The following is a 19058-nucleotide window of genomic DNA, read 5'->3' on the forward strand; positions in this document are numbered from 1 at the left end:
ATCACTCCACCGTGGGAATTGATCGCGAGGTATGCACGTTAGTTGAGTACGTATGACTCAAGTTCAAGAGAAAGGCTTCGGAATGCCGTCATTCTTCGGGCCTGGTGGCCCCGGCCGCATCGATATTTCGCGCTTCATGAGCCGCGGAACACAGGAGCTCATGGCTGCCGCGGCGCGTTTCGCAGCGGAACGCGGCGACGTGGATCTCGATGTACTGCACGTTCTGCGTGCCATGGCTGAGCAGGACCCGGCCCGGACGGTCATGACCCGCTCCGGTGCTGATCCCGCCGACGTGGTCAAGGCCGTGGAGCAGCGACTCCCGCAAGGCGATCCCGCAAGCGGCGCGATTTCGCCCGCACTCAGTGGCGCGGTGAAGACCGCCCTGCTCGAGGCGCACCAGCTCTCCCGCGCACTCGGATCCACGTACATCGATCCGGAACACCTGTTCTTCACGCTCGCTGCAGACCAGACTCGCGCGGCGGGGCGTCTGCTTGCGTCGCTCGGTGTCACCCCGCAGGCGCTGCAGACCGCGCTCCAGCCGGTGCCTGCTGCGCCTGCCGAGGCGGAGTCGTCGACGCCCACCCTCGACAAATACGGCGTCGACCTCACCGACCGTGCCCGGAACGGCGGTGTGGACCCCGTCATCGGCCGTGCCGACGAGATCGAGCAGACCATCGAGATCCTGTCGCGTCGCACCAAGAACAACCCGGTGCTCGTGGGTGAGGCCGGTGTCGGCAAGACCGCGATCGTCGAGGGGCTGGCCCAGCGCATCGTGGACGGTGACGTTCCGGACACTCTGCGCGACAAGCGCATCGTTCAGCTCGATCTGACTTCGATGGTGGCCGGGACCCGCTATCGTGGCGACTTCGAAGAGCGACTCACTTCGGTCCTCGACGAGATCACCGCGCAGGACGGCGCGCTGATCGTCTTCATCGACGAGCTGCACACCGTCGTCGGAGCCGGCGGTGGCGGCAGTGAGGGCTCCATGGATGCGAGCAACATCCTCAAGCCCAAGCTCGCACGCGGTGAACTGCATGTGGTCGGTGCGACCACGCTCGACGAATACCGCAAGCACATCGAGAAGGATCCGGCGCTCGAACGGCGATTCCAGCCCGTCACCGTGGGCGAGCCGTCGCACGACGATGCCGTCACCATCCTGCACGGACTCCGCGACCGGTACGCAGAATTCCACCGCGTCAGGTACTCGGACGAGGCGATCGAGGCGGCGGTGGAGTTGTCGGTGCGGTATCTGCCCGACCGGCATCTTCCGGACAAGGCCATCGACCTGATCGACCAAGCGGGCGCGCGGCTGACGCTGCGTACGCCGAGGGTCGACACCGAGGCGCTCCGCGAGCAGGTGAGTTCTCTCGAAGCGGAGAAGGATGCCGCCGTTGCAGCCGAACGCTACGAGGAGGCATCGCGGATCCGCGACGAGATCGTGAAGGCGCAGGCCCGGATCGAGTCGGGGTCTGGCGCGAGCGATGACGCCGGGGTTCCCGAGGTGGATGCGGAGCTGATTGCCGAAATCGTCTCCCGTGCAACAGGTATTCCCGTCACTCGGATGACGAGTGGGGAGAAGGACCGGCTGCGGAATCTCGAGAACGAGCTGCACGAGCGCGTCGTCGGCCAGGACGAAGCGGTCCGTGCGGTGGCGCGCGCGGTGCGTCGAAGCCGTTCGGGGATGAGTGACCCGGGCCGGCCGGTGGGTAGCTTCCTCTTCCTCGGGCCGACCGGCGTCGGTAAGACCGAGCTGGCGAAAGCCTTGGCGGAGGTACTGTTCGGAGACGAGCGGTCGATGCTGCGCATCGACATGAGCGAGTTCGGTGAGCGACACACGGTCAGTCGCCTGGTCGGTGCACCACCCGGATACGTCGGGTACGGCGAGGCCGGTCAGCTGACCGAAAAGGTGCGCCGCAACCCGTATTCGGTCGTGCTGCTCGACGAGATCGAGAAGGCGCACCCGGATGTGTTCAATACGCTCCTCCAGGTCCTCGACGACGGTCGCCTGACCGACGGTGAAGGTCGCACGGTCGACTTCAGCAACACCGTGGTGATCATGACCAGCAACCTCGGGTCGGACATCATCTCGAGCCGTGGTGGCGCGCTCGGCTTCACCACCGGTGACGCCGAGGCTGCCGAGAAGCCGTTGCGCGACAGGGTGATGGCTCGATTGCGCGAAGCCATGCGACCGGAATTCCTCAACCGGATCGACGAGATCGTGTTGTTCCGCAAGCTCGACGACGAGCAACTGCGGCGCATCACCGACCTCTTGCTCGAGGACACTCGGAAGAAGCTGGCCGACAAGGGAATCGCACTCGACATCGATGGTGTGGCCGTAGACTGGCTCGCCGACCGTGGGCGTCAACCCGAGTTCGGCGCGCGACCTTTGCGCCGTGCGATCCAGCGTGAGGTCGACGATCGCATCGCCGACCTGCTGCTCGATGACGAACTCGACGAGGGTGGCGCGGTGTCCGTCGCGGTCGAGGACGGCGAATTGGTCGTCAGGTGACCGGAAACAGTTGGTAAAGAACCGCTTCGGCCCGCCTCGGGTGACAACACCTGAGGCGGGCCGAATGCTCTGTGGACGGTAGGATCGAGCGTCATGGTCACCCGATCCGGATTGTCGGTCATCATTCCCGTTCACAATGAAGAGGTGTATATCGGGCCGTGTCTCGACGCTTTGATCGAGCAGCAGGACGACTTTGTCGAAATCATCGTGGTGGACAACAACTGCACGGATTCCACCGTCGATGTGGTGTGGCGTGCGCAGGCGAGATGCCCGAAGATCAAGCTGGTGAGTGAGACGAGGCCTGGTGTTGCATACGCGAGGAATGCCGGATTCGAAGCTGCGCGCGGCGACATCCTCGGGCGGGTCGATGCCGATACGCGTGTCCGTTCGGACTGGGCTCGGGTGGTGTGCGATTATTTCGACAGAGGTGACACCGACGAGGTCGGAGCTGTCAGCGGGCTGAACAACTCGTACGATTCACCGTATCGGCGACTCAAAGGTTGGTACGTCGAGAAGCAGGTCCAGCGCGGAATTTTCGGTGGCGAGCGTCCTTACCGCAATTTGCACGGCGCCAACATGGCAATCCGTCGGTCGGCGTGGGAGCAGGTCTGTGAGGGCGTGAGTGTGGCTCCGGATATCCACGAGGACCTCGACCTGGCACTGTGTCTCGGTGCAGCGGAGATTCCGATCGTCCAGCTCAGCGGCATGCGCGTCGATATCTCTCCCAGGCGGGCGTTGACCCCACCGCGGGAGTTCGGCTCCTACATCGAGTCGGGTGTGAAGACCTTCGAACTGCACGGACGGATGACCTCCGAGATCCGTCGAGCGCTGGCACTGCACGAGAAGTTCCACGTCCTCGTCTATGCCGCCTACCGACCCTACGATCCGGAGCTCGGCCGGTTCTCACTGCGCGCGCTGTTCGGGAAGCCTCGGGCTCGGACGATGCCGGTGAGCGCGGGTGTCGACGCGAAGTAGCGCGTGGAGTCGATGCTCTGTGTCAAGGTGGGTGAATGCGAACCGGCGGGCCCCGCGCTCGAAAGCGACGGGACCCGCCGTAGGCGGGGACCGGGATTCGCTGCAGCCCTCAGCTCTCCGCTCGGTCCTCAACTGGCCCACCGATGAATATAGGTTAGGCAAACCTTATGTGCAAGGGTTCGGTTTTCGACACTCTCGGGCGGGGGCGCCGGGTCGTAGCGGATCGAAATGCATGTGAGCGCACGTGTGTGCCGATAGATTGTCGACCATGACAGCGAACCGGCCGGAGGGGCGGGTGGCGGAGCTGTGCACCCGCATGCGCTCCTTCATCGACGACGAGGTCGTTCCCCTCGAGCCTGTCCTCTCGCGGCATGACGACGAGGCGGTAGCCGCACTCACCCGACTGAAATCCAGCGCGAAAGGTCTCGAGTTGTGGGCGCTCGGGCATCCCGAGGAGATCGGTGGTGCAGGGGTGCCATTCCTCGACTTCGTCTATCTCAACGAGATCATCGGCCGCTCCGAATTCGGTCAACTCGCTGTCGGGTCGGTGTCCATGCAGGACGCGTTGATGCTGCACCGGCACGGCACCGACGAGCAACGCCATCGCTGGATACCCGGCCTGGTCTCGGGAGAGATCCTGCCGTCCGTAGGAATGACCGAACCGGAGGTTGCCGGATCCGATCCCATTCTGGTCCGGACCACCGCCATTCTCGACGGGAACCACTGGATCATCAACGGACACAAGTGGTTCACCACCGGTGCGCGGGAGGCCGGGTATTGCACGGTGTTCGCCCGCACCGAACCCGAGGCGACAGCCTTGCACCGCAGCATCAGCGCGATCATCGTCCCCACCGATACCCCCGGCTTCGAGATAGTCCGGTCCATTCCCACAATGGGACACGACCCCAGCGACCACTACGAGGTTCGCTACACCGACGTGCGGGTGCCTGCCACGAACCTGCTGGGAGCGCGCGGCAACGGGTTCGTCGTCGCGCAGGACAGGCTCGGTCCGGGCCGCATCTTCCATGCCATGCGTTGGCTCGGGCAGGCGCAACGCGCGTTCGAGATGATGTGTGCGCGCCGACGAACGCTTCGCCCACGGTTCACTGCTGTCCGAAAAGGGCGAGATCCAAAGGTATGTGGCCGAATCGGCCGCAGAGATCCAGGCGTCGAGGTTGATGACGCTCGATGCTGCCCGGGTCATGGATTCCGGCGAGGATGCCCGAGTGCAGATCGGGCTCGTCAAGTTCTGGGGAGCCCGAATGCTCCACAACGTCGTCGATCGAGCCATCCAGGTTCACGGCGCCCTCGGGCTGACCGCCGACACGCCGCTCGAAAGGATGTACCGGCAGGCCCGCTACGCGCGGATCTACGACGGACCCGACGAGGTGCATCGGATGTCGACTGCTCGTCGAATCCTTCGCGACGGGGAGAGAGCTCCGTGGAAGTAGCGGGGGGCATCGCCGACGTCCTTTCGACACCCTGGGGAGAGTTCAAGATCCAGGCCTACTGGACGTAGCGACCGTCGGCGGGGTTGAGTGTGCAGTTTTCGTGAAACCGCCCGGCGTGTCGCGACCACAACTGCACACTCGAATCTCCAGACCACACGAACGGAACGGTCGGACCCTGGTGAGGGTGAGGCGACCGTCACACCCCCACGTCAGAACCGTCTGTTACGCTCGTCGGCATGCAGCGCGCATATTTCTGGTTTAGCAGGCCGGCCCTGGGTGGGCCGGTCGGCGTTACCGCGCGCTGACTTCTTCCACCTACGAGCCGGATTACAGACCGGCTCGCTGGAGATTGCAGCTTCCTCGAGGGTCGGCCTGAGAACAGGAACCGAGAACCCGATGAGCACCAAGACCAACAGCATCTCCACCGCGAATCTCGATGATCAGCGCACCGTGCGGATCAGCCCGCTCGCAGCACCGTCCGTCGTGCGTGCCGAGCATGCACCCGACGAGGTTGCTGCCGCGACCGTGCGTTCGGGCCGCGCTGCCACCGTCGACATCCTCAGCGGCACGGATGACCGTCTCGTCGTCATCGTGGGCCCGTGCTCGGTGCACGACCCCGCCGCCGCGATGGACTACGCCCGCAAGCTCGCTGCGAAGGCCGACGAACTGCGCGATGACCTGCACATCGTGATGCGCGTGTACTTCGAGAAGCCCCGCACCACGCTCGGCTGGAAGGGCCTGCTCAACGACCCGCACCTCGACGGCACATACGACATCAACACGGGCCTGCGCATCGGCCGCAAGCTGCTTCTCGATGTTTCGAGCCTCGGTCTGCCCGTCGGCTGCGAGTTCCTCGACCCGATCCTCCCGCAGTACTACGCGGACCTGGTCACCTACGGTGCGATCGGTGCCCGCACCGCCGCCAGCCAGGTGCACCGCCAGCTGTGCAGCGCACTGTCGATGCCGGTCGGAATCAAGAATTCCACCGAAGGTGATGTACAGGTCGCGGTCGATGGCACGCGTGCCGCCGCCGCAAGCCACGTGTTCCCGGGCACTGACCTCGATGGCCAGGCCGCGCTGATCGAAACCGTCGGTAACCCCGACTGCCACGTGATCCTGCGTGGCGGCAGTGCAGGACCGAATTACGATGCCGAGACCGTCGCCGACACGATGGCCCGGTTGCGCAAGTCGGGGCTGCCCGAGCGGGTCGTCATCGATGCGAGCCACGGCAACAGCAGCAAGAACCACGAGAAGCAGGTCGACGTCGTCAACGACATCGCCGACCGCATCGTTGCAGGCGAGAAGGGAATCGTCGGCCTGATGCTGGAGAGCTTCATCGAAGCGGGCCGACAGGACCTGACGCTCGGTCAGGCGGACGAACTCGAATACGGCAAGTCGATCACCGACGCGTGCATCGACTGGGGGACCACCGTCGATCAGCTCGATCGCCTCGCCGAGGCCGTGCGCGCTCGTCGGTCCTAGCAGCTCGCATCGAACTTGACCCCGACGTAACGTCAGGGTTGATGCTGGGGTCATGAGAATCGGCGAACTGGCCTCGGCTGCAGACACGACCGTACGCACGATCCGGCACTACCACCGGCTCGGGTTGCTGCCGGAACCACCGAGGTCCTCCAACGGGTACCGCGTGTACTCGATGGAGGACCTCGTGCGTCTGATGCGGATTCGCTGGCTCGCCGGTGCCGGAGTTCCGCTCGGCACGGTCCCGACGGTGATCGGCACAGCCCGCGACAGCGAGGCCAGCGACGATCTCACTGCGGACCTCGAAGCGCTGATCGCAGACCTCGACGCGCAAGTGCACGCACTCGACGGCAAGAGACGTGCGTTGTCCGCGATGCTCGATGGGCATCGACGCGGCGAAACCCTGTCGCCGCTTCCCGAGCCACTCGTGAAAACCTTCGCCGAGCTCATCGACGGTGAAACCGACCCCCGGACCCGCGAGGTCTTCGAACATGAGCGGGACAGCTTCGAGCTCGTCGCGCTATCCGGGCAAGCCCCACCGGAGTTCCTCGAAGCTGTATCGATGGCCTTGTCCGACCCCGCTCAACGTGAGTCGGTGGTAGCGCTGTACCGCAGGTTCGGCGCGCTCGCCGGGCATCCGCCTTCCGGTGTCGCAGCCGAAATCGACGCGGTTGCCGAGGCGATGGCAGAGTTCCTCACGGCGTTCGGCCAGGATGGCGAGGGTGGCCTCTTCGTGGAATGGGTGGCGGCCGCGGCGACCTACGTGAGGGACGGCGAGTCGATGATGGCCGAAGTACTCCCCGACCCCGCACAGCGGGCGGTGGCGCTCCGGGTCATCGCCCGCGTCGCAGAGGGCGCAGTGCAGTCATGACCGGCCAGTGGTTGAGCAGGCTTCACCGGGCAGCGTTGGTGGTCACGGTGATGGTGGCGGGCATCGACGTGGCCCTCGTTGCACTCGGGATTCTGAGCCCAGGCGCTGCGTTCGTGTTGTGGCTGACGGTCGAGATTCCGCTCGGTCTCGCGGTCGGTGTCCTCACGGCGCTGCGCATCCGATCCCTGCGCCGCGAGAAACTCGGATGGAACGCGATCCTCGACGAGATCACCGGGAAGGTCGCAGCCGACCTCATTCGGTTCGAGGCGCGCGGCTACCGCGCAATATGGCTCTTCCTTCGTCGACGCTACGACAGCGCCGGCCCGGACGTCGTGCCCGTCGGATACACGAAGGGCACGCTGGGCATCCCGATGGCATTTCTCGTCGCCGCTGTCATCGAAACCGTGGTCGTCCACGTACTGGTGCCGTGGCCGCTGATCCGCAACGTCCTGCTCGTGCTCTCGATCTGGGGACTGATCCAGATTCTCGGAATCCTCGCAGGCCGGATCACACACCCGCATCTGCTGACCGATGCGCGGCTGACGATCCGGGCGGGACACCAGGTGATCGCGCAACTGGACCGAGGTGCCGTCGAACGCGTGTTCGAGCGGAGGCGGTGGGAGCACACATCGCCGATCGTCGACGATGACGCGCTCTACCTCCCGGGGCCGGACGGCACCTGCCTCGATCTGGTGCTGAGGCAAGCCGCCGAAGTCACGCTTCCGGCCTTCTTCGAACACAAGCGCACCACCGCCTCGGTATCGCGCTTGTCATTGCAGGTGGACGATCCCGAGGCGGTGGTGGCGCACTTCGGTGCCGTGGGACTCAGGCCGAAGGACTTCAGCGCAGAGGCGTGAAATCCCGGCTGCCGAGATACGACGGACGCGGCTTGCTCGCAGCGAACGGTTCGACCGGTGTGTTCTCGACGCTGTTGAACACCACGAACAGGTTGGAGCGGGGGAGTGGGGTGATGTTCCCGTTGGATCCATGCATGCAGTTCGAGTCGAAAACTGTTGCAGAACCCGCAGATCCGCGGAACGTGGTGATCCCGAACTCGGCGCTCATCCGGGTCAGGGTGTCTTCATCGGGTGATCCCGTCGGCGGGACGTGGGTCACGAGCGACTCTCGATAATAGTCGTCGGGAGTCTCGCCGGCACACGAGACGAACGTCTTGTGTGAGCCCGGCATGATCATCAACCCGCCGTTGTACCCATAATTTTCGGTCAACGCGATCGAGATGCTCAACGCGCGAGGGGTCGGCATGCCGTCCTCCGCGTGCCAGGTCTCGAAGTCCGAGTGCCAATAGAACGGCCCACCACGGAACCCCGGCTTGACATTGAGCCGGGACTGGTGGATGTAGACGTCGGAACCGAGTAATTGTCTTGCGATACCGGCAATTTCAGGACGGCGGATGATCGAATCGACCAGGCCGCTCAGGCGGTGTACATCGAAGATCGAACGTACATCGCCGCCGGCGTGCTCACGGACCACGCGTTCGTCGTTGCCGAGTTCGCGTCCGAGGCGGGAGGTTTCTTCCAAAAGGTTTCCGACATCATTTGCTGCGAGAAGCGCTTCCGCAGTGTGGAATCCGCGTGCTTCGTACGCCTTGACCGTGGTGGAATCCAGCGGGCCGGGATGAGAACCCCAGACGACAGGATCCGTTCGCGCGATTGATTCCGAAATAGTGCGGTTGCGAGTCGGATAGGCATCCTTCACGACCGTGCGCATATTCTCCGAATCACCCTCTCGAGGATAGACGATGGTTCTACCCGACCGTCTCAGAACCGGGTCGGATATGCAACCCGACAAACCGGGCCTGCGCCGGAAAACGCCCTGCTCGTCGCCTCGGGACTCGAACGTCGGACCCTGTCGGACATGCGCAGTAGGGTCGCGACATGGGATACGAATTTCAGGTCACGATCGACTGCAGCAATCCGCATACTCAGGCGCGATGGTGGGCCGAAGCGCTCGAATGGCGTGTCGAACCCAGCGACGAGGATTTCATTCGTGGCCTCGTTGCGGCCGGGCACGCGCAAGAAGAGGACACCGAGATCTTCGACGGCGCACTCGTGTGGCGGGCCGGATCTGCGATCACCGACCCCGACAACCCGCACCGCCCCAGAATGTTGTTCCAGAGGGTCCCGGAGGGAAAGACCGTCAAGAACCGAGCGCATCTGGACATCCGAGCGGGAGACAACCGCGAGGAGATGGCCGAGCGCCTGGTCGCGGCCGGTGCCACGCTGCTGCATCGCGGCAGTCAGGGTCCTTACGTGTGGATCACGATGGCGGACCCGGAAGGCAACGAGTTCTGCCTGTGCTGATGGCTTCTTCTCAGGCGTGCGCGCGATAGGCGCGCGGCGTGTTCCCCGTCCATCGTTTGAACGCGCGGCGGAAGGCGCTCGGCTCGGAGAATCCGAGACGCGCCGACAGGTCGTCCACCGGTTCGCCCCGCCGTAGTCCGGCGATTGCCAGGTCGCACAGTACTTCCTCCCGGAGACGGCCGAGGGACGTACCCTCGTGGCGCAGCAGTCGCCGCAGATGTGGCGGACTCACTGCAAGCATGTCGGCGATCTCGTCGGTGGTTGCGGTGCGGCCCTGGATACCGGACTCGAAGATCCTGCGCACCTGGCTCGAGACGCTCGATTCGTAGTCGCGTTCGGACAACATCAGGTTCGGAGAATCCCGGAGATATGCTTCGAGCGCCTCTTCGGTCCTGACAATCGGCGACCGCATGGCCGAGTTGTCCATTTCGAGCGCCGCGCGTCCCGCATCGAAGGTGACGGGGATGCCGAAGATCGCGTCGTAGCTACGCGCAAGGATCGGATCGGGCTCGGCGTAGGGCAGCGACACCGACACCAGCGGTATCCGGCCCCCGACGAGCCAGGCCGCGAAGCGGTGCAAGAGCATCAGTAGGAAATCGACTGCCACACGGGTCTTTTCCGTCACATGATCGGGAAGGGCAACATCAAGGTAGGTGCTCGTCTCACCGATGGTCAGACTCAATCGAGGGAGTCCCTGCAGGACCCGGTTGACCTCGATCATTCGTGTGAGTGCGTGCACGAGATCAGGACAATGGATCAGTGTCAGTGTCATGATCCGGAACGATCCGCGCGGCACCGATCCTGAGCCGAGTCCGAACAACTCGTCGTCGGTGATCTGCCAGACCGAGCGCGTGAACAGGCTGACCTGCTCGGGAGTGAGTCGCGCGTGCGGCTGCGCGAGCACTGCTCGACTTATCCTGGCTGCGGCGAGCGCCGGAGTGAGGTCGATGCCGTCGGCTGCCGCGACACTCACCGCTCGACCAACGAAGTCGGAGGGAATCGTTGGGGCTGACACTCTTACAGAGCCTTCCCTTCGCGGTGAATGTGCCGGACGCCGTGCAGTCGCTGGGCCGCCTCGGCGAGAACGTCGTCGCGTTTGCAGAAGGCGAAGCGCACCAGATGATTCCATGATGCAGAGTCGTCGGCGAATACGCTCACCGGCACGGCGGCGACGCCGATCTCTCCTGGCAGTGCACGACAGAGCTGCACGCCGTCGCGGAAGCCGAGCGGCGTGATGTCTGCACAGACGAAGTACGTTCCCGCAGAGTCGAGAACATCGAATCCGGCTTCGCTGAGCGAATGCGAGAGAAAGGTTCGCTTACGTTGCAGAGCGTCGCGCATCGATCCGACCCACGATTGTTCGTGCGTCAGCGCGTGCGTGACCGCGGGCTGGAACGGTGCACCGCCGACGAAGGTCATGAATTGTTTGGCGGCGCGGACTCCGTCGATCAGTGCGCGGGGGCCGATTGCCCAGCCGATCTTCCATCCGGTGACGTTGAAGGTCTTCGCGGCGCTCGACACGGTGATCGTGCGCTCGGCCATTCCGGGTAGTGAAGCGAGGGGAGTGTGGCGACGACCGTCGAAGACGAGGTGCTCGTAGACCTCGTCGGACAACACCAGCAGATCACGTTCGCAGGCGAACTCGGCAATCGCTGCCAGGGCGCCGTCGTCGTAGACGGTGCCGGTCGGGTTGTGCGGGGTGTTGACGACCAGCATGCGGGTGCGGTCGGTGACCGCAGCCCTGAGAGCCTCGACGTCGAGGACGAATTCGTTGTCCCAGCGGGTCAACGGCACGGTCCGCCGGGTTGCGCCTGCCAAGGCCACTGCGGCTGCATAAGAGTCGTAGTAGGGCTCGGTGAGCAGCACTTCGTCGCCGGGTTCGACGAGTCCGAGCAGCGCGGCACTGATGGCCTCGGTGGCGCCGACGGTGACCAGCACCTCGGTGTCCGGGTCGTGTTCCAGCCCGTACCGCGCCAACCGGTCGGCAGCGATCGCCGCCCTCAGTTCCGGGATCCCGGAACCGGGCGGGTACTGATTGACGCCTTCCGCGATTGCTCGTCGGGCAACCTCGAGCATCTCCGGCGGCCCGTCGGTGTCGGGGAATCCCTGCCCGAGGTTGATCGCACCGTGCTCGACGGCGAGTGAGGTCATCTCGGCGAAGATCGTGGAGGCGAACGGTCGTAGCCGGGCGACGGTGCGGGCCCGTCCCGAGTTCGACGATTCTGGCATTTCTGCAGGGTAGCCGGTGCATGTATGCCGTGTTTGCCTACCATGTCACATCTCGGTGCGCTGTCTCGTCCAACAAGAGGAGGATGAAAACGACCGAGGAGGCAGATCATGACACGGATACCACCGCTCAACCCCGACCAGGCGGGATTGACGACGAAGGCGATGTACAAGGTCGCAGGCCGCATGTTCGACGAGGTTCCCGAGCCGTTCACCGTGGTGGCCCACCACCCCGGCCTGCTCCGTGCGAGCGGTCTGCACGAAATGCTCGCCGATCGGGCATCGAAGGTGTTGCCGAAGAACGTGCGGGAAATAGCGGTCTACCGCACGGCATGGACTGTGGGCTGCTCGTGGTGCGTCGATTTCGGCACGATGCTGCAGCGGCTCGACGGTCTCGACATCGATCGGCTCGAGCATATCGCCGAGTACGCCACCTCGGACCTGTACAGCGACGACGAGAAGGCTGCGATCGCGTATGCGGACGCGATGACCGGCGATGTGGCGAACGACGTGACCGACGAACAGGTCGCCGACCTCGAGAGGCGGTTCGGTCGTGCGGGCGTTGTGGAATTGACCTACCAGATCGGGCTGGAGAACATGCGCGCCCGCATGAACTCGGCACTGGGCATCCACGACCAGGGCTTCAGCACCGATGCGTGCCGCGTGCCATGGGCCGAGGAGACGACTCGCTGACCGGCTCGGTGCTCACTCCGGCGGGTCGGACGGAAGTCTGACACCGCCGAGTTTTGCCGGGTTCGCCATGTCGTATGCGGCCCAGACGCGTCCGTCGCGCACGGTGATGCCCAGGACACGTCCGGGAAAGCCCTGATGGGTGTCGTCGCCGGCGGACCCGTGGTTGAGAAAGCCGAGTTCGCCGTTGACGAGGGCCGGTTCGAGCGACATGAGCGCCTGCTCGCCGTAGAGGTGGACCAGTCCCAGGAAGAACCGGGCGAACTTGTCGGGGCCGGCGATGACGTTGATCGCGGTGCGGGTGGTGCCGCCCGCGTCGCCGATCATGCGGGCGTCCGGGTGGAGGGCCACGATCACCGTGTCGAGGTTGCCGGTGGCGATGGCTGCAATGAGCTGCTGCACCGCGTGTTCGTGTTCGCGCGCGGATGGGGGCGGCGGGGCGTCGGCGGCGGCACGCCGACCACGCGATGCGAGTTGCCGTGCTGCCGGAACCTCGATGTCGAGAATGCGTGCGACCTCGTCGAACGGGACACCGAACCCGTCGTGCAGCACGAACGCGATCCGTTGTGTGGGTGTGAGGGTATCGAGCACGACAAGTGCGGCCAGGCGGTTGTCCTCATTGCGCACCACCTGCTCGAGCGGGTCGGGTGGCGTCGTGCCCGCGAGGGGCGTGACGATCGGCTCGGGGAGCCACTGCCCCACATACTTCTCGCGGCGCACCGCCGCCGATTTCAGCCTGTCGAGGCAGAGACGACCCACGACGGTCGTCAACCACGCTCGTAGATCGCCGATGCTGTCGGGATCTGTGTTGTCGAGCCGAAACCACGCATCCTGTACGGCGTCCTCGGCGTCCGCCACGCTGCCGGTGAGCCGGTATGCGACCGACAACAGGTGACTGCGGTGTTGCTCGAACGATTCCGCCATCGCAACTGCGCGCATATTCTCGATGCTACGACGGGAGAACGATGCGGGACGAGCGACGGACCTGACGAGGGAACGTATGGACAAGTACGACATGAAACGTGCACACAAGAATCTGTATTCGTCGTCGGCCGGGGACTTTACGGAAGTGGACGTGCCCGAGTTCCGGTATCTTGCGGTCGAGGGGAGTGGCGACCCGAACAGCAGCCGGGCATACGCGGAGGCGGTCGAGGCCTTGTACAGCGTGTCGTACACGATCAAGTTCGCCTCGAAGAAGGAGCTCGGGCGCGATGCCGTTGTGGGGCCGTTGGAGGGGCTGTGGTGGGCCGATGACATGTCGACATTCGTCAGCCGTGACAAGCGGGCATGGAAATGGACGATGCTGATCAACCAGCCGCCGTGGGTCACTGACGAGATGGTCGACTCGGCGAAGGCCGTTGTAGCGAAGAAGAAGGCGCTGGCCTCGTTGCCGCTGCTGCATTCGATGACGTGGACCGAGGGACGATGTGTGCAGATCCTGCACATCGGCGCGTACGACGACGAAGGGCCGACCCTCGAGAGCCTGCATCATCGCGTGCTTCCTGAGAGGGGGCTCACCTACAACGGCAGACATCACGAGATCTACCTGAGTGATCCCCGCCGTACCGCGCCTGGGAGTCTGAAAACCATTCTCAGGCAACCGGTCACCGTCGCATGACTGTCACCAGCACGGGCTTGCTGCTGTATCGCATCGACGAGACCGGTCTCCTCGAGGTGTGGCTTGTGCACCCCGGCGGGCCGTACTGGACCGGTAAGGACGAGGCAGCGTGGTCGGTTCCGAAAGGCGAATACGGAGACGAGGAGGATCCACGCGAGGTCGCTCTGCGTGAATTCGAGGAAGAGTGCGGATTCGCCGCCCCCGACGTTCCGTTGACTCTGCTTGGACGGTACAAGCAGCCCTCCGGGAAAATAGTGAGCGTCTACACCGGGGAGACCGCGACCGAACTGGAGTTCGTGTCCAGCAATATGTTCGACCTCGAGTGGCCGCCCCGGTCGGGAAAGATGCAGCAGTTTCCAGAGGTCGACGATGCGCGGTGGTGGCCGCTGCCCGAGGCCGAGATCAAACTCCACAAAGGCCAGCGCCCGGTTCTCGATGCGCTTCGTGCGCACCTCGACGAACTCGGACGCCGCTATCGCCTCGAATAAATCACGGCAGCGGGAGTTCTGCTGCGCCGCGTTGGAATCACCGTGAGTCGAACCATTGCCGGTGCGGTGCGCGATCGCGATGCTTGCCTGGTTGCCATCGAACAGGAAGGGAATTCGTCGTGCGTAGTTGTCCGTGTTGTCGCTGAAACGTTGTCGCCGAAATCGCAACCGCATTCTCGAAACCGGCGCCCGCACATGCGGGCCGACACAAGGACACTTCGACACGATGTCTCATTCCACGCTGCGCCGACGACTTACCACTGCCGTCGCCGCAGCCGCAGCACTCCTCACTCTGACTTCGCTCACAGCCGCATGCTCCGCCAGCTCCGACGCCTCGGTGACCGCCGACGGCAGGACCGTCCTGCGGTACGAAGGTGCACCCGCTCAGGTCATCTATCCTGAGCTTGCCGAAGCACTCGGCTACTTCGACGACGTCGAGCTCGAATGGATCGGCGACAACGGCAACGGGCCGCAGTCGCTGCAGAATACTGCGACGAACCAGGTCGAATTCGGTGGCGCTTTCAACGGTGCCGTCATCAAGGCACAGGCCGGCGGTTCACCGCTCACCTCCGTCCTCGGCTATTACGGGGCCGACACGCAGAGCTTTCAGGGGTACTACGTGCTCGATGACAGCCCCATCCGGGAGGCGCGCGACCTGATCGGCAAGAAGGTCGGCATGAACACTCTCGGGGCCCACCACGAGTTCCTCGTGCGGGAATGGCTGGCACAGCAAGGATTGACGAACGACGAGATCGCGCAGGTCGAGCTCATCGTGGTGCCTCCGGTCAACACCGAGCAGGCACTGCGTGAAGGGCAGATCGACGTCGGGACGCTCGGGAGTGTGTTCCGCGAGACCGCTGTGGAGCGCGGTGGGCTTCGGCCCCTGTTCACCGACGAAAGCCTTTTCGGTGCATTCACATACGGAACGCTCGCATTCCGTGACGACTTCATCGCGAACAATCGCGACGCCGTCGAGGACTTCGTGCAGGGGACCGCTCGTGCGATCCGCTGGGCGCAGATCACTCCACGCGAGGATGTGGTCGCAAAGTTCGAGGAGATCATCGACACTCGCGGCCGCAACGAGAATACCGATCTCGTGGGGTATTGGAAGAGCACCGGAATCGCGGGGCCGGGCGGTGTGATCACCGATCGCGAAATACAGATCTGGCTGGATTGGCTCACCCGCAACGGCGAGCTCGACGAAGGCGCGCTCGCGGCGTCCGATGTCTATACCAACGAATTCAACCCCTACGCCAACGGCACCTACGACCCGAACAGCGGCCCGAACGGTGAACCCGTCGAGGAGGCAGTGCAGTGACGATTCGGCAGACCGATCCGAAGCTCCGACTGGAGCACGTGACCAAGCAGTTCGCCGTTCGCGGTAGCAGCGACCGGTTCACTGCGATCGACGACATCAGTATCGATCTCGCAGAGGGTGAGTTCCTCGTCCTCGTCGGACCCAGCGGTTGCGGCAAGTCGACGTTGCTCGATCTTCTCGGTGGGCTCAGCGAACCGACCTCCGGTCGCATTCTTCTGGACGGCCGCGAGATCTCCGGCCCCGGACTCGACCGCGGCATCGTCTTCCAGCAATACGCGCTGCTTCCATGGCGAACCGCCCGTTCGAACATCGAATTCGGACTCGAAGCGAAGGGGCTGCAGAAGAAGGAGCGACGAAACCTCGCCGATCGCTATCTCGAACTCGTCGGCCTGCACGGATTCGGCGACCTGTACCCGCACGAACTCTCGGGCGGTATGAAGCAGCGAGTCGCCATAGCTCGCAGTCTCGCATTCGACCCCGAAGTGCTGCTCATGGACGAACCGTTCGCAGCGCTCGACGCACAGACCCGGGAGTCTCTGCAGGACGAACTCCTGAGGATCTGGCGGGAAACCGGTAAGACCATCCTGTTCATCACTCACGGCATCGACGAGGCCGTCTACCTCGGGCAACGCGTCGCGGTTCTGACATCGCGACCGGGGCGGATAAAAACGGTTGTCGACATCGAAATCGACCGTGGCGTAGACGATGTCAGGTCCGGCGACGCGTTCCGCCGCCACCGCCATGACATCTGGAGTGAACTGCACTCCGAGGTGGAGCGCGGTCTGGGCATCGAGACCGCGGCAGTCGTGCCGACCATCACAACGGAGAAGGTGAAGCATGTCCAGCACTAGTGCCACACTGACCAGGCCGGTCGAGTCACCCTCGCCCGCCGTTGAGCTGAAGGCGGACACGCCGAACGTCGCCTCCACCCCGAATGCGCTCGATCGCGTCCGTGCAGTGTCCTGGAGAATCTTCAAGCCGGCCGTCGCCATCGTTGCGTTCTTCGCGCTGTGGGAGATCGCGCCCCGCGTGGGTTTGGTGGACGAGGTGTTCCTTCCTCCGCTCACCACCGTGCTGGAGGCCTTCGGTGAGTTGGTCGTCAACGGTCAACTCGCAGAGCATCTGGGGGCGAGCTTGTCTCGGGCGCTCACCGGATTCGCGATCGCACTCGTGTTCGCGATTCCGCTCGGCGTCGCGATCGGCTGGTACAAACCCGTCGCCGAGACTCTCAATCCCATTCTGGAGATCTTCCGCAACACGGCGGCGCTCGCACTGCTGCCCGTGTTCATCCTGATCCTCGGCATCGGTGAGACCTCCAAGGTCGCGCTGGTGATCTACGCGAGCACCTTCCCGATCCTGCTGAATACGATCTCCGGTGTCCGTACCGTTGATCCTCTCCTGGTGAAAAGTGCTCGTTCGCTGGGTTTTCCACCGCATCGGTTGTTCCAGAAGGTGATCCTTCCCGCCGCGGTACCGACTGTTTTCACCGGTATCCGCATGGCGGCGGCCTCGTCGATCCTGGTCCTCATCGCTGCCGAAATGGTCGGCGCCAAGGCCGGTCTGGGATACCTGATCACCGCTTCTCAGCTCAATTTCCAGATTCCGAACATGTACGCGGGCATCATTGCGATCTCGATCGTCGGACTCGTCTTCAACGGCATCCTGGTCGCCATCGAACGCCGGCTCTCGCGCTGGCGCATCACGCAGTAGGCCCGTTTCTTCCCACCCGTCCTCCCTCGCAATCGGTTAGGTAGTCATGACCCGGTCACCGAAGCACCTCAATCTCAATGCCTTCCTGATGGGCGTAGGCCATCATGAAGCCGCTTGGCGTCACCCGCGCACCGAAGCCCATCGAGTCCTCGATGTGAAGCACTTCCAGGAGCTCGCCCAGATCGCCGAGCGCGGCAAACTCGACTCGGTGTTCTTCGCCGACGGTCTCGCGGTCGGCCCTCGCATCGAGAACAACACGCAGGCGATTTTCGAACCACTCACACTGCTCAGCGCAATGGCTGTGGTGACCGAGAACGTCGGGCTCATCGCCACCGCTTCCACCGGCTACAACGAGCCCTACAACCTCGCTCGGAAGTTTGCGTCGCTCGACCACATCAGCGGTGGTCGAGCCGGCTGGAACATCGTCACCTCGGGTGGTGAGGACGAAGCCCGCAATTTCGGCTACGACGAGACTCCGGACCATGCCGGACGCTACGACCGGGCCTTGGAGTTCGTCGACGTCGCGGTCTCGCTGTGGGACAGCTGGGAGGACGACGCGATCGAACTGGACTCCCGGACAGGTCGTTTCGCAAACGCCGACAAGGTTCATGCGATCGAACACGAGGGTGAACGCTTCCGGGTCCGAGGTCCGCTGAACTCACCGCGCTCGGCGCAGGGCCGTCCTGTCCTGGTACAGGCAGGGTCGTCCGAGAGCGGCAAGAATTTCGCCGCCGAATACGCGGAAGCGGTGTTCACCGCGCAGCGCACACTCGCCGAAGGGCAGGAGTTCTACCGCGATCTGAAGACCCGCGTGATCAAGGCCGGTCGCGACCCGCAGTCCTTGAAGATCCTTCCCGGAATCGTCCCGTTCATCGGAACGACGGAAGACGAGGCGAGAAGACTCGAGCAGGAGTTCACCGACCTCATCTCGCCTGCGTACTCACTGCGCCAGCTCTCACGGATGGTCGGCGTCGATCTCACCGAACACTCGCTGGATGCTCCGCTTCCGCCGCTTCCGCCCATCGACGAAATTCAAGGCAACAAGAGCCGCTACCAGCTGGTCAAGGGCCTTGCCGAGAACGAAGACCTCACCGTGCGACAGCTGATCGCCAAGCTCGGTGGTGGTCGCGGGCACCGCACCTTCGCGGGAACACCCGAGCAGATCGCCGACGAGATCGAGCTCTGGTTCGTCAGCGACGCGGCGGACGGGTTCAACGTGATGCCTCCCTACCTGCCCGGCGGGCTCGAGGACTTCACGACGCTGGTCGTGCCGATCTTGCAGGGGCGAGGCCTGTTCCGCACCGACTACACCGAGACGACGCTGCGCGGGCACTACGGGCTCGACCGCCCGGAAAGTCGGTACGCTGATCGTCGGCACGCAGCGACTGCCTGACCGGGCTGC

At 64.1% G+C, this 19058-nt stretch carries 17 protein-coding genes and 1 pseudogene; 14 read left to right on the plus strand and 4 right to left on the minus strand.

Annotated elements, in window-relative coordinates; genetic code table 11:
* Nucleotides 1-82: 82 nt before the first annotated feature.
* From MWU77_RS01330 to MWU77_RS01355, 6 genes and pseudogenes are all read left to right on the plus strand, one after another.
* Nucleotides 83-2509: an ATP-dependent Clp protease ATP-binding subunit gene (locus MWU77_RS01330; RefSeq protein WP_247273042.1), complete on the plus strand. Its 2427-nt coding sequence runs from the start codon at nt 83-85 to the stop codon at nt 2507-2509.
* 93 nt (nt 2510-2602) lie between these two features.
* Nucleotides 2603-3484: a glycosyltransferase family 2 protein gene (locus MWU77_RS01335; RefSeq protein WP_169688360.1), complete on the plus strand. Its 882-nt coding sequence runs from the start codon at nt 2603-2605 to the stop codon at nt 3482-3484.
* A 268-nt stretch (nt 3485-3752) separates the two neighbouring features.
* A pseudogene (locus MWU77_RS01340) lies at nt 3753-4935 on the plus strand (acyl-CoA dehydrogenase family protein).
* A 396-nt stretch (nt 4936-5331) separates the two neighbouring features.
* The gene (locus MWU77_RS01345) at nt 5332-6417 is read left to right on the plus strand and encodes a 3-deoxy-7-phosphoheptulonate synthase (protein ID WP_169688361.1); all 1086 of its coding nucleotides are present in this window, start codon (nt 5332-5334) and stop codon (nt 6415-6417) included.
* Between the two features lie 52 nt (nt 6418-6469).
* Nucleotides 6470-7285, plus strand: a complete 816-nt coding sequence (locus tag MWU77_RS01350) for a MerR family transcriptional regulator (RefSeq protein ID WP_247272760.1) — start codon at nt 6470-6472, stop codon at nt 7283-7285.
* Nucleotides 7282-8142: a hypothetical protein gene (locus tag MWU77_RS01355; RefSeq protein WP_247272761.1), complete on the plus strand. Its 861-nt coding sequence runs from the start codon at nt 7282-7284 to the stop codon at nt 8140-8142. Before MWU77_RS01350 ends, MWU77_RS01355 begins: the two co-directional genes overlap by 4 nt.
* Here MWU77_RS01355 and thpD read toward each other — a convergent pair.
* A complete protein-coding gene (thpD, locus tag MWU77_RS01360; RefSeq protein WP_169688364.1) occupies nt 8126-9013 on the minus strand; it encodes an ectoine hydroxylase in 888 nt (295 codons plus the stop codon). The two genes, MWU77_RS01355 and thpD, sit on opposite strands and share 17 nt — an antisense overlap.
* 167 nt (nt 9014-9180) lie before the next feature.
* On the opposite strand from thpD, the gene MWU77_RS01365 reads away from it, so the two are divergent.
* The gene (locus tag MWU77_RS01365; protein WP_169688365.1) at nt 9181-9606 is read left to right on the plus strand and encodes a VOC family protein; all 426 of its coding nucleotides are present in this window, start codon (nt 9181-9183) and stop codon (nt 9604-9606) included.
* A gap of 10 nt (nt 9607-9616) precedes the next feature.
* Here MWU77_RS01365 and MWU77_RS01370 read toward each other — a convergent pair whose 3' ends face one another.
* Nucleotides 9617-10621 carry an AraC family transcriptional regulator gene (locus MWU77_RS01370; RefSeq protein ID WP_169688366.1) on the minus strand — a complete coding sequence of 335 codons (1005 nt, stop codon included), beginning with the start codon at nt 10619-10621 and terminating at the stop codon, nt 9617-9619.
* A 2-nt stretch (nt 10622-10623) separates the two neighbouring features.
* Complete coding sequence (locus MWU77_RS01375) at nt 10624-11835, minus strand: pyridoxal phosphate-dependent aminotransferase (protein ID WP_169688367.1); 1212 nt, start codon at nt 11833-11835, stop codon at nt 10624-10626.
* A 108-nt stretch (nt 11836-11943) separates the two neighbouring features.
* Here MWU77_RS01375 and MWU77_RS01380 point away from each other — a divergent pair, with 108 nt between their 5' ends.
* Complete coding sequence (locus MWU77_RS01380) at nt 11944-12525, plus strand: carboxymuconolactone decarboxylase family protein (RefSeq protein WP_169688368.1); 582 nt, start codon at nt 11944-11946, stop codon at nt 12523-12525.
* A gap of 12 nt (nt 12526-12537) precedes the next feature.
* Here MWU77_RS01380 and MWU77_RS01385 read toward each other — a convergent pair whose 3' ends face one another.
* Entirely contained in the window at nt 12538-13461 is a 924-nt protein-coding gene (locus MWU77_RS01385) for a sigma-70 family RNA polymerase sigma factor (RefSeq protein WP_247272762.1), read from the minus strand.
* 61 nt (nt 13462-13522) lie between these two features.
* Between MWU77_RS01385 and MWU77_RS01390 the strand changes: the two genes are divergently transcribed.
* The 6 genes from MWU77_RS01390 (at nt 13523) to MWU77_RS01415 (ending at nt 19049) form a co-directional block, all read left to right on the plus strand.
* Nucleotides 13523-14140 carry a GyrI-like domain-containing protein gene (locus tag MWU77_RS01390; RefSeq protein WP_247272763.1) on the plus strand — a complete coding sequence of 206 codons (618 nt, stop codon included), beginning with the start codon at nt 13523-13525 and terminating at the stop codon, nt 14138-14140.
* The gene (locus MWU77_RS01395; protein ID WP_169688371.1) at nt 14137-14628 is read left to right on the plus strand and encodes an NUDIX domain-containing protein; all 492 of its coding nucleotides are present in this window, start codon (nt 14137-14139) and stop codon (nt 14626-14628) included. Before MWU77_RS01390 ends, MWU77_RS01395 begins: the two co-directional genes overlap by 4 nt.
* Nucleotides 14629-14854: 226 nt before the next feature.
* Nucleotides 14855-15946, plus strand: a complete 1092-nt coding sequence (locus MWU77_RS01400) for an ABC transporter substrate-binding protein (RefSeq protein ID WP_247272764.1) — start codon at nt 14855-14857, stop codon at nt 15944-15946.
* Complete coding sequence (locus MWU77_RS01405) at nt 15943-16797, plus strand: ABC transporter ATP-binding protein (RefSeq protein ID WP_247272765.1); 855 nt, start codon at nt 15943-15945, stop codon at nt 16795-16797. The genes MWU77_RS01400 and MWU77_RS01405 overlap by 4 nt, the downstream gene beginning before the upstream one ends.
* Nucleotides 16784-17656 carry an ABC transporter permease gene (locus MWU77_RS01410; RefSeq protein ID WP_247272766.1) on the plus strand — a complete coding sequence of 291 codons (873 nt, stop codon included), beginning with the start codon at nt 16784-16786 and terminating at the stop codon, nt 17654-17656. The genes MWU77_RS01405 and MWU77_RS01410 overlap by 14 nt, the downstream gene beginning before the upstream one ends.
* A 46-nt stretch (nt 17657-17702) precedes the next feature.
* The gene (locus MWU77_RS01415) at nt 17703-19049 is read left to right on the plus strand and encodes an LLM class flavin-dependent oxidoreductase (RefSeq protein ID WP_247272767.1); all 1347 of its coding nucleotides are present in this window, start codon (nt 17703-17705) and stop codon (nt 19047-19049) included.
* Nucleotides 19050-19058: the final 9 nt, after the last annotated feature.

The organism is Rhodococcus sp. F64268, from assembly GCF_023015605.1.
GTDB lineage: Bacteria > Actinomycetota > Actinomycetes > Mycobacteriales > Mycobacteriaceae > Rhodococcus.

What these genes read in the sequence shown, in the direction of transcription:
- MWU77_RS01385 (WP_247272762.1), bottom strand. Translation starts at nt 13,461, where the DNA reads ATGCGCGCAGTTGCGATGGCGGAATCGTTCGAGCAACACCGCAGTCAC.
- MWU77_RS01410 (WP_247272766.1), top strand. Translation starts at nt 16,784, where the DNA reads ATGTCCAGCACTAGTGCCACACTGACCAGGCCGGTCGAGTCACCCTCG.
- MWU77_RS01380 (WP_169688368.1), top strand. Translation starts at nt 11,944, where the DNA reads ATGACACGGATACCACCGCTCAACCCCGACCAGGCGGGATTGACGACG.
- MWU77_RS01350 (WP_247272760.1), top strand. Translation starts at nt 6,470, where the DNA reads ATGAGAATCGGCGAACTGGCCTCGGCTGCAGACACGACCGTACGCACG.
- MWU77_RS01400 (WP_247272764.1), top strand. Translation starts at nt 14,855, where the DNA reads ATGTCTCATTCCACGCTGCGCCGACGACTTACCACTGCCGTCGCCGCA.
- MWU77_RS01330 (WP_247273042.1), top strand. Translation starts at nt 83, where the DNA reads ATGCCGTCATTCTTCGGGCCTGGTGGCCCCGGCCGCATCGATATTTCG.
- MWU77_RS01335 (WP_169688360.1), top strand. Translation starts at nt 2,603, where the DNA reads ATGGTCACCCGATCCGGATTGTCGGTCATCATTCCCGTTCACAATGAA.
- MWU77_RS01365 (WP_169688365.1), top strand. Translation starts at nt 9,181, where the DNA reads ATGGGATACGAATTTCAGGTCACGATCGACTGCAGCAATCCGCATACT.
- MWU77_RS01345 (WP_169688361.1), top strand. Translation starts at nt 5,332, where the DNA reads ATGAGCACCAAGACCAACAGCATCTCCACCGCGAATCTCGATGATCAG.
- thpD (WP_169688364.1), bottom strand. Translation starts at nt 9,013, where the DNA reads ATGCGCACGGTCGTGAAGGATGCCTATCCGACTCGCAACCGCACTATT.
- MWU77_RS01375 (WP_169688367.1), bottom strand. Translation starts at nt 11,835, where the DNA reads ATGCCAGAATCGTCGAACTCGGGACGGGCCCGCACCGTCGCCCGGCTA.
- MWU77_RS01395 (WP_169688371.1), top strand. Translation starts at nt 14,137, where the DNA reads ATGACTGTCACCAGCACGGGCTTGCTGCTGTATCGCATCGACGAGACC.
- MWU77_RS01355 (WP_247272761.1), top strand. Translation starts at nt 7,282, where the DNA reads ATGACCGGCCAGTGGTTGAGCAGGCTTCACCGGGCAGCGTTGGTGGTC.
- MWU77_RS01415 (WP_247272767.1), top strand. Translation starts at nt 17,703, where the DNA reads ATGACCCGGTCACCGAAGCACCTCAATCTCAATGCCTTCCTGATGGGC.
- MWU77_RS01390 (WP_247272763.1), top strand. Translation starts at nt 13,523, where the DNA reads ATGGACAAGTACGACATGAAACGTGCACACAAGAATCTGTATTCGTCG.